Raw genomic sequence first — 7,348 nt, 5'->3', positions numbered from 1 at the left:
GCTTCTCGCCGAGATCGAAGGTGAAGGTCTCGCGGGTGCTGGTGCCGGCAAAGACATGGTCCGCCACCGGTGCGTTCAGGGCTTCGCAGAGGGCGCGATAGGCGATGAGATAGCCGCGATAGGTCCAGTGCGTGTCCGTCCGCAGGTAGACCGGCTCGCCGTCCCGCGCGGCCACGAGTGGCGTCTGCAGATCCGCCATCGGAGCTCCGCTGTCGACGGCGACCGATCGGGCGAGGCGGACGCCCGGTGGGTCGTCGAGCCCCGGAAAGGGGCGGCCGAGCAGGTCGGGATAGATCGCCAGCTTGTCGGGGACGACGGTATGCACGTGGCGGATTCCGAGGGCGTCCAGGCGGCGTGCCCGTTGCCCGATCAGCCGGGTCCAGCGTCTGAGGATCCGTCGCGAGGTCGCGGTGTCGCCGTAGAAGGCCTCTACCTCGCCGGCGCGCCCGACCCAGTACAACCAGCCCTCATGTCCCACAGCCACGCCGCTGCCGCTCGCCTTCACAGGTCGAAGTCCCCCCGCTGCCTGCGACAATCCTCAACGATGCCGCTTGCTTCCGCCTCGACGGATCTGCGCGGGATTGCAACCCCCTGACCCTGAGGGCACGCGCTCGGCACGGATCTACGGTGGAGATGCCGGCGCGGCGCCGCCCTGCGGTCGTGTCCGGAGTGCAGGGACCCGTAGGCGCCCGGGTGGTGATTTTCGCGATCGGCGGACCTGCGGTGAAACTTTACGCCTCCGCGGCGGGTACTGCCGGGCAGGCGCACGCTTCCGTGCGGCGTTCCGCAAAGGGGCCGGGTCATGTCCGCGCTTGTCACGTTCATCGGTTGCGGCTTGGTTCTCTTCGGTTTCGCAGCCGAGAAGTTCGCCGAGCATCGCTGGCTCGCCGCGAGCCGGCCGGCACCGCTCGACGCCCTGGCCATCCTGGCGCTGACGCTCCCGGCATTCGGACTGATGCTCATGGCGACCTTGGCGACTTGAGCCGGGACGGCGCGTGCCTCAATCGGAATCCGGACTGAACGCCACGCCGACCGTCTGCTCCGTCCGCCAGATCAGGCGAACCGCGTGCCGCGTTTCTGAACTCGTCAACACCAGATAGAACGCGTTCTCGAGCAGCGCCGCCTGCTGGCCGAGGAACTCCAACATCGCGCCGCGATCGGAGATGTTTCTGACCTGACACGGATAACGCGCGCCGTCCCGTTGCTGAGCAAAGGCCAGCAGGGCGGTGGGCTTCCGCTCGGTCGCCCGTCGCTCCGCCAGGGCGCTGTAAGGGCGTGCGGTGCGGGACACGGCCGAGGTTCCTGCCTGGATCCGTTGATGGGCGCGATATCAGTAAAAATGCGCGGTATTTACTAATAGATGATTGATGGTCCCCGATCGTCCGGCAGAAGGACAAGACGTGGCGCGTCTATCGGCGGGAGTTCGCATAATCACCGCGGGCCCTTTCCGGGCGATGGCGGTCCCTTGCCGACCTTGATGAACCTGCCGACCAGGAGGCCCAGCGGGATCGATATCAGGAGCCAAATTCGCAGGAAACGAAGGGCTTTCATGGGTCCGAACCGGTGGCGAAATCCGGCCTGCATCAGATCACATCGGGATCCAGGCACCGAATCCGCAACCTGCCCGGTTGATCGGGGCTAATGTCGCCGCGACGCTCGGCAGAGCCTATCTCGCACCGAGGGGCGGCCGCCCGTCCGGTTCCGGGCGCGGCCGTGCCGTACGGATATCGGAGACGATCATGCGCATCCGCCCTGGCTTGGTCCTGCTGGCCAGCATCGCGGCCGGTCTGCCGCTTTCCGGCGCCGCCGAGGCACCCGGACGGCCGCCGTCAGCCGCGCCTGTCCCCGATCAGCCTTGGCTGCCGACCCTTTCCCGGAGCGTCCAGGGAACCGGCGTGCCGGGGCTGGACGGCGGCCACGTCTTCCTCTGGAACCGGCCGCAGGCCTTTGATCCGGTCTCGACCCTGCGGGTCGACCGGCACGTGCCCGAAGGGTCGGGTGAGGCCACTCACACCTACAAGGCGATCTGGGCGCTCGGCTCCACCGGCCCGCACAATGCCGGCTACGAATGGACGATCACGGGCGAACTGCACAATCGCGCCCTCGCCAGCACCGGGGCACAGAACGTCGCCGTCAATGGCACTATCTTCAAGGAACCGAACGGGGTGGGGCCGGTGGGGCCGTCCTGGGCCGGCAACTTCAATTGCGTCGACATGACCGACGAGGCCGACCCCGTGGCCTCGTGCATCGGCGCCGAGATCGACGTCTCGGCGCAATCGCCGACGACGGATCGGAACCGCCAGCGGGTCGGTCTGCAGATCTCCACCGGCGGCGTGCCGGGGGCCCATACCGGCTACGGCATCCTCATGGGCAATCTCACCGGATCCATCACCGACCGGGCGATCTCGTTCCAGGGGGAGGGGACCTACGGCATCGGGATCGACGCTGCCGCGGCGCGGTTTACCGGCGTGCCGATGCTGCTCGCGGCCGGACAGGCGATCGGGCTCGACGGCAACCGCGACGGCGGCTTCTCCCGCAGCCTCGGCTTCGACGGTCGCGATCTGGTCTATGGCACGGGAGCCGGACCGGTCCTGCGCGTGAGCGACACCGGGCAGATCGAGGCCGCCTCTTTCCGCGAGACGCTGCCGCGGCCGCCCGAGAGCAGCCGCGCACCCTGCATCCCGGGGGACCACGCCTGGGACGAGGCCTACGAGTACCGCTGTGTCGCGCCCGATCGCTGGAAGCGCGCGGCGCTCAGCGACTGGTGAGCCGCGCGCCGCGGGGCGTCAGCGATCGAGGATTCGCACCACCGCACGGGTCTCGGGGTCGACGACCACGATCTTGTCGCCCGGCGCCACGAAGTAGCCGAAGCGCCGCAGGCGCGGATTCGGGGCCTCGGTGAAGGGGGCCAGACGCACGTCGGGCGGCACGATGCTGCCGGGACGCAGCGGGATCGATCCGACGATCGGCCCGGGCCCCACCGGTCGGCGCACGATGTAGTCGCGCACCACCACATCGTCGTCGGGGCCGAACTCGTCGGGAGTCACGATCACCGCCTGCGCGAAGGCGGAGCCGGTGAACAGCGCGGCAAACCCGAGGGCTGCGGCGAGGCTGGCGCGTGTCGACATGTCGGACTCCGTAATGTCCTGGGCCGCCGGAAACATCAGGGTTCGCGCTTCGGTTCCCGGTCGGCGTCGGTCAGCGGCCGACCTGCCCAACTTCCGCGAGGGGCACCGGTGACCAGCGGGTCAGCTGAACGTAGCCGTCGAGGGCCGCGACCACGACGTGGCGGCGGTGGCGGTGCACCACCGTCCCGGGCGTGTGCGCGTGGCGTTCCGGCCAGCCCTGGGCCTCCGCCACGAACACCCGGGCATCTCCCAGCCGCGCAATCGTCTCGACCGTGCCGAAGGCCCGCACCCGGCGCAGGACCGTCGCGACGTCCTGCCGGAAATCGAGCGTCCGGTCGAAATCGGTGGCACGGGGCCAGTAGGAGCCGTCGCCCTGCGGCTCGGATCTCCGCCATCGTGCGGGCAGTTCACGGCCGAGCGGGCCCGCGGCGAGACGGCGGGCCGCCATCTGGCACTTGGCCAGCAGGGTCTCGTGGCTCTCGTGCGAACTTAAGCCGAAGATATCCTGCGCGAGGATGTCGCCGGTGTCGAAGCCGTCGGCGAGGACATGGGCGGTGACGCCCCAGCTCTCGTAGCGGTCGAGGACGGCGCGGAACAGCGGGTAGGGGCCGCGGCCCGTCGGAAGCGGGGAGGGGTGGATGTTGAGGCCGTAGGCGGCGCGGCCCTTCCAGCCCTTGATGAGCCAGGGATATCCCGCGACCACGAGCGCCCAATCCCGGCCGTGCTCGGCCTGGAGCGCCTCGATATCCCGTTCGCGGATCCGCGACAGCTGGATCGGCAGCCGCAGCGCCCGGGCGCGGGCGACGATGACTTCGTTGTGGTCGTAGATCCCGTCACAGGGGCGGGTGAACAGCTTCACCGGCGTCCAGCCGGCATCCAGCAGTCCCTCGAAGACTCCGCCGAGGAAGTCGATGCCGGCGAACGCGAACTTCATCCTTGCCGCCTGCGACCTTGTGCACGTGGAGGGCGCGGATCCGCCGTCTGCCCGGGAGCGTCCCTCGCCTTACCTTGATCGTGCCAATGCGGGTAGCAAGGGGTTCGGCGTGCGTCGGGTGATCATCTACGGCGGAACCGGAGGCATCGGTCTTGCCACGGCGCGTGCCCTCCGCGCCCGAGGCTACGCCCTGCATCTCGCGGCCCGGGACGCGGATCGCCTGTCTAAGGTCGCCGAGGATCTGGGGGAGACGCGCATCACCGCGGGCGACGTCACCGATCCGGACTTCGCGTCCGCCGTGACCGAGGCGGCGGGCCCGGACCTCGCGGGGCTGGTCTACGCAGTCGGCACCATCAATCTGCGGCCGCTGAATCGGTTGACGCGGGCGGATGTCGAGGGCGACTTCGCCATCAATGCGCTCGGTGCCTTCTCGGCGGTGCAGGCCGCCGCGGGCGCGCTGAAGGCCGGTGCCGGCGCGGCGGGGGCCGGGATCGTCCTGTTCTCGACGGTGGCGGTGGCGCAGGGTTTTGCCGCGCATGCCTCCGTCGCCATGGCGAAAGGCGCCATCGAGGGCATGGCGCTGTCCCTGGCGGCCGAACTCGCGCCCCAGATCCGCATCAACGTCGTGGCGCCCTCGCTGACGCGCACGCCGCTCGCTGCGGGGATCACCGGCAACGAGACCCTCGCGCAGGGGATTGCGGCCATGCATGCCCTCCAACGGCTCGGGCGTCCGGAGGATGTCGGCGCCCTGGCCGCCTTCCTGGTCTCCGATGAGGCGGCCTGGATCACCGGCCAAGTCATCGGCGTGGATGGCGGCCGCTCCGCCCTCCGGACCAAGGGCTGAGACGATGGCCGGAAAACGCCGCGGCGCCGCCGCACCGCGCGGCACGCTGCGTTTCGTCCTCGGCGATCAGCTGACGCGCCGGGTCTCGAGCCTCGTCGACCTCGACCCCGAATGCGACGTGGTGCTGATGGTCGAGGTCCGGGACGAGGCGACCTATGTCCGCCACCACAAGCAGAAGATCGCCTTCCTGTTCGCCGCCATGCGCCACTTCGCGGCCGAATTGGAGGCGGAGGGAATCACCGTCGACTACGTGCGCCTCACCGAGGCGGGCAATACCGGTAGCTTCACCGGCGAACTGGAGCGCGCCGTCGCGCGGCACCGGCCGGAGCGGATCGTCGTCACCGAACCGGGCGAGTGGCGCGTCTGGGAAATGATGCAGGATTGGCGCGAGAGCCTGCCGATGCCGCTCGAGATCCGCGCCGACAACCGCTTCCTGTGTCCGCGTGAGGATTTCGCGAAATGGGCAGACGGCCGGCATCACCTGCGGATGGAGACCTTCTACCGGGGCATGCGGCGTCGGACCGGCCTTCTGATGGATGGCGGCGAGCCCGCCGGCGGCCGCTGGAATTACGATCCCGAGAACCGCAAGCGCCTGCCCAAGGGGCATCGTCCGCCGGACCGGATCGGCTTCCAGCCCGATTCCGTGACGCGCGAGGCCATCGCCCTCGTCGAGGCGGAATTCGGCGACCATTTCGGCGATCTCTCCGGCTTCTCCTGGCCGGTGACCCGGGCCGACGCCCTCGCGGCGCTCCGGCACTTCCTGGCCGAGGCCCTTCCGACCTTCGGCGACTATCAGGACGCAATGAAGACCGGCGCGCCGTTCCTGTACCACGCCCTCCTGTCGCCCGCCCTCAACGCCGGCCTGCTTACCGCCGAGGAGGTCTGCTGGGCGGCCGAGCGCGCCTACCGCGACGGTGCGGCGCCGCTCCACTGCGTCGAGGGCTTCATCCGGCAGATCCTCGGCTGGCGGGAATACGTGCGCGGCCTCTACTGGGCGCGGATGCCCGCCTACCGGGACACCAATGCCCTCGGCGCGCGCCGCGACCTGCCGTGGTTCTACTGGTCGGGGGAAACGGCGCTGAACTGCGTCGCGCAGGTGGTCACCGAGACGCGCGCCCACGCCTACGCCCACCACATCCAGCGCCTGATGGTGACCGGCAACTTCGCCCTCATCGCCGGCCTCGACCCGGCGCAGGTGGAGGAATGGTACCTGATCGTCTTCGCCGACGCCTACGAATGGGTCGAGTTGCCCAACGTTCACGGCATGGTTCTGTGGGCCGATGGCGGCGTGATGGGCTCCAAGCCCTATGCGGCCTCGGGCGCCTATATCGACCGGATGTCCGATTACTGCGCGTCCTGCGCCTACGACGTGAAGGTCAAGTCCGGGCCCGAGGCCTGTCCGTTCAACTATCTCTACTGGAACTTCCTGATCGAGAACGAGGAGCGGCTGGCCGGCAATCAGCGCTTGGCGATGCCGTACCGGACCCTGCGCGGATTCGGCGACGAGCGCCGCGCCGAGATCCGCCGCGACGCGGCCGCCTTCCTCGATGCCCTCGAGGCCCGGCCGAGCGCCGATCAGAGTGGCGACCAGACCGACAGCGTCACGTAGGGACAAGCCCGGGCCCGGCGCGACTCGGTCTGAAGGCCCACCGACGCGCGGAGGCTGTACCGGCCGAGGGCGAAGTCGGTCCCGTGCAGGCCGAGGCTCCACTTCGCGTAGCCGGTCGCGTCGGTGTAGAGCGCCGCCTCTGGGCCGAGATAGGTCTCCCAGAGGCGATAGCCCCAGGCGAGGCGCGCCCAGAGGCTGTCCCGGGCCGATCCCGCGACGGCGGTCGCCTGAAGCAGCGTCGCAGCGGTCGGACGTGCCCAGACCTCGCCGTGCAGGCGCAGGCCGAAGCGGGTCGGCAGGGCGTCGCGCGTCGGCCCTGCGATCAGCATCTCACTCGTGGTCTCGAGGCCGGCATAGGCCGCGACCACGCCCCAGTCGAAAAACCACTGATGCCCGGCGAGTGCGGCGGCGGCGACGGTGTACCGTTCGCGGGGACCGTCCGCGCCGCTTTCCGTGCGCCGTCCGCCGCCGACGGTCGCCAGCGCGACGAAACCCTCCTGCGCGAGAGAAGTAAGGCCGACCTTCGCGCCGAGGGTCAGGAACGTGTCGCCGCCCGCGTCGAGGCTGCCGAACAGCAGCGTGTCGATCTCGCTGGCGTGTGCCGTTGAAGCAAAACCCACGATGCCTGCCAGAACAATCAGAGCCGTTGGCCTTCGCGTGTGGATCTTTGGGGCTGTGCGATAGCTTTGCACGATCGATCCTCCGGCATGGAAGGATCAGATTAGGATAAAATTAACCGTGTTGCATCGATTGGCGCGATGGCATCCCCGGATTTGTTGGCGCCATGATCCGGAAGCCCGGCAAAAGCGTGCCGCATGTCCGCCGGCGTGCGC

The 7,348-nt window shown here is 69.4% G+C and carries 8 protein-coding genes and 1 pseudogene; 4 read left to right on the top strand and 5 right to left on the bottom strand.

The window, feature by feature from the left end:
* Window positions 1-484, bottom strand: a pseudogene (locus I53_RS10785) (hypothetical protein); the annotation flags it as partial.
* 318 nt (window positions 485-802) lie between these two features.
* On the opposite strand from I53_RS10785, the gene I53_RS10780 reads away from it, so the two are divergent.
* A complete protein-coding gene (locus tag I53_RS10780; RefSeq protein ID WP_043350277.1) occupies window positions 803-982 on the top strand; it encodes a hypothetical protein in 180 nt (59 codons plus the stop codon).
* An 18-nt stretch (window positions 983-1,000) separates the two neighbouring features.
* Here the strand turns inward: I53_RS10780 and I53_RS10775 are convergent, their stop codons facing one another.
* Window positions 1,001-1,291, bottom strand: a complete 291-nt coding sequence (locus I53_RS10775; RefSeq protein ID WP_043350274.1) for a PilZ domain-containing protein — start codon at window positions 1,289-1,291, stop codon at window positions 1,001-1,003.
* Between the two features lie 448 nt (window positions 1,292-1,739).
* On the opposite strand from I53_RS10775, the gene I53_RS10770 reads away from it, so the two are divergent.
* Complete coding sequence (locus I53_RS10770) at window positions 1,740-2,768, top strand: hypothetical protein (protein ID WP_043350271.1); 1,029 nt, start codon at window positions 1,740-1,742, stop codon at window positions 2,766-2,768.
* Window positions 2,769-2,786: 18 nt separating this feature from the next.
* Here the strand turns inward: I53_RS10770 and I53_RS10765 are convergent, their stop codons facing one another.
* A complete protein-coding gene (locus I53_RS10765) occupies window positions 2,787-3,128 on the bottom strand; it encodes a hypothetical protein (RefSeq protein ID WP_043350294.1) in 342 nt (113 codons plus the stop codon).
* 70 nt (window positions 3,129-3,198) lie between these two features.
* Entirely contained in the window at window positions 3,199-4,062 is an 864-nt protein-coding gene (locus I53_RS10760) for a formyltransferase family protein (RefSeq protein ID WP_043350269.1), read from the bottom strand.
* Window positions 4,063-4,171: 109 nt separating this feature from the next.
* Here I53_RS10760 and I53_RS10755 point away from each other — a divergent pair, with 109 nt between their 5' ends.
* Together I53_RS10755 and I53_RS10750 are read left to right on the top strand one after the other, a co-directional pair.
* Window positions 4,172-4,906, top strand: coding sequence for an SDR family NAD(P)-dependent oxidoreductase (locus I53_RS10755; protein ID WP_043350267.1), 735 nt, complete (start codon window positions 4,172-4,174; stop codon window positions 4,904-4,906).
* Between the two features lie 4 nt (window positions 4,907-4,910).
* On the top strand, window positions 4,911-6,515 hold the full coding sequence (locus I53_RS10750; RefSeq protein ID WP_051044771.1) for a cryptochrome/photolyase family protein: 1,605 nt from the start codon (window positions 4,911-4,913) through the stop codon (window positions 6,513-6,515).
* Here I53_RS10750 and bcsS read toward each other — a convergent pair.
* A complete protein-coding gene (gene bcsS, locus I53_RS10745) occupies window positions 6,482-7,135 on the bottom strand; it encodes a cellulose biosynthesis protein BcsS (protein ID WP_251982288.1) in 654 nt (217 codons plus the stop codon). The two genes, I53_RS10750 and bcsS, sit on opposite strands and share 34 nt — an antisense overlap.
* Between the last annotated feature and the right edge of the window lie 213 nt (window positions 7,136-7,348).

The organism is Methylobacterium sp. B1, assembly GCF_000333255.1.
GTDB classification, from domain to species: domain Bacteria; phylum Pseudomonadota; class Alphaproteobacteria; order Rhizobiales; family Beijerinckiaceae; genus Methylobacterium; species Methylobacterium fujisawaense.
The sequence above is the reverse complement of the archived record's forward strand: the minus strand, read 5'-3'. Positions and strand labels throughout refer to the sequence as shown.